Source organism: Haemophilus sp. HMSC066A11 (assembly GCF_001811665.1).
In the GTDB taxonomy this organism is placed as follows: Bacteria; Pseudomonadota; Gammaproteobacteria; order Enterobacterales; family Pasteurellaceae; genus Haemophilus; species Haemophilus influenzae.
This window is the reverse complement of record NZ_KV805888.1, coordinates 1-209: the sequence shown is the minus strand read 5'-3', so window position 1 is coordinate 209 and position 209 is coordinate 1. Positions and strand designations below refer to the sequence as shown.

1 pseudogene is annotated in these 209 nt (G+C 36.8%); it reads right to left on the bottom strand.

The annotated features are described in order from the left end of the window. Positions 1 to 95 (bottom strand): annotated as a pseudogene (locus tag HMPREF2813_RS10040) (glycerophosphodiester phosphodiesterase); the annotation flags it as partial. Positions 96 to 209 lie beyond the last annotated feature (114 nt).

Sequence of the window (209 nt, the reverse complement as noted above, 5' to 3'; positions counted from 1 at the left end):
AGTGCATCTTTACGCACGGTGTAAGGATGCAGTTCCACATTATATTGTGCAAGTTCTTTTACCAACGGAGTGTACACAATATTATCAGGTTTGACGAGGGTGGATTTGATTACGTTATATCTGAATGTCAAACCTGCAAATGGCAAATTGATATGTCATCTAACGTAACTTGTATTCATCCATTAACTTTACTTTGTATGTCGATGGAT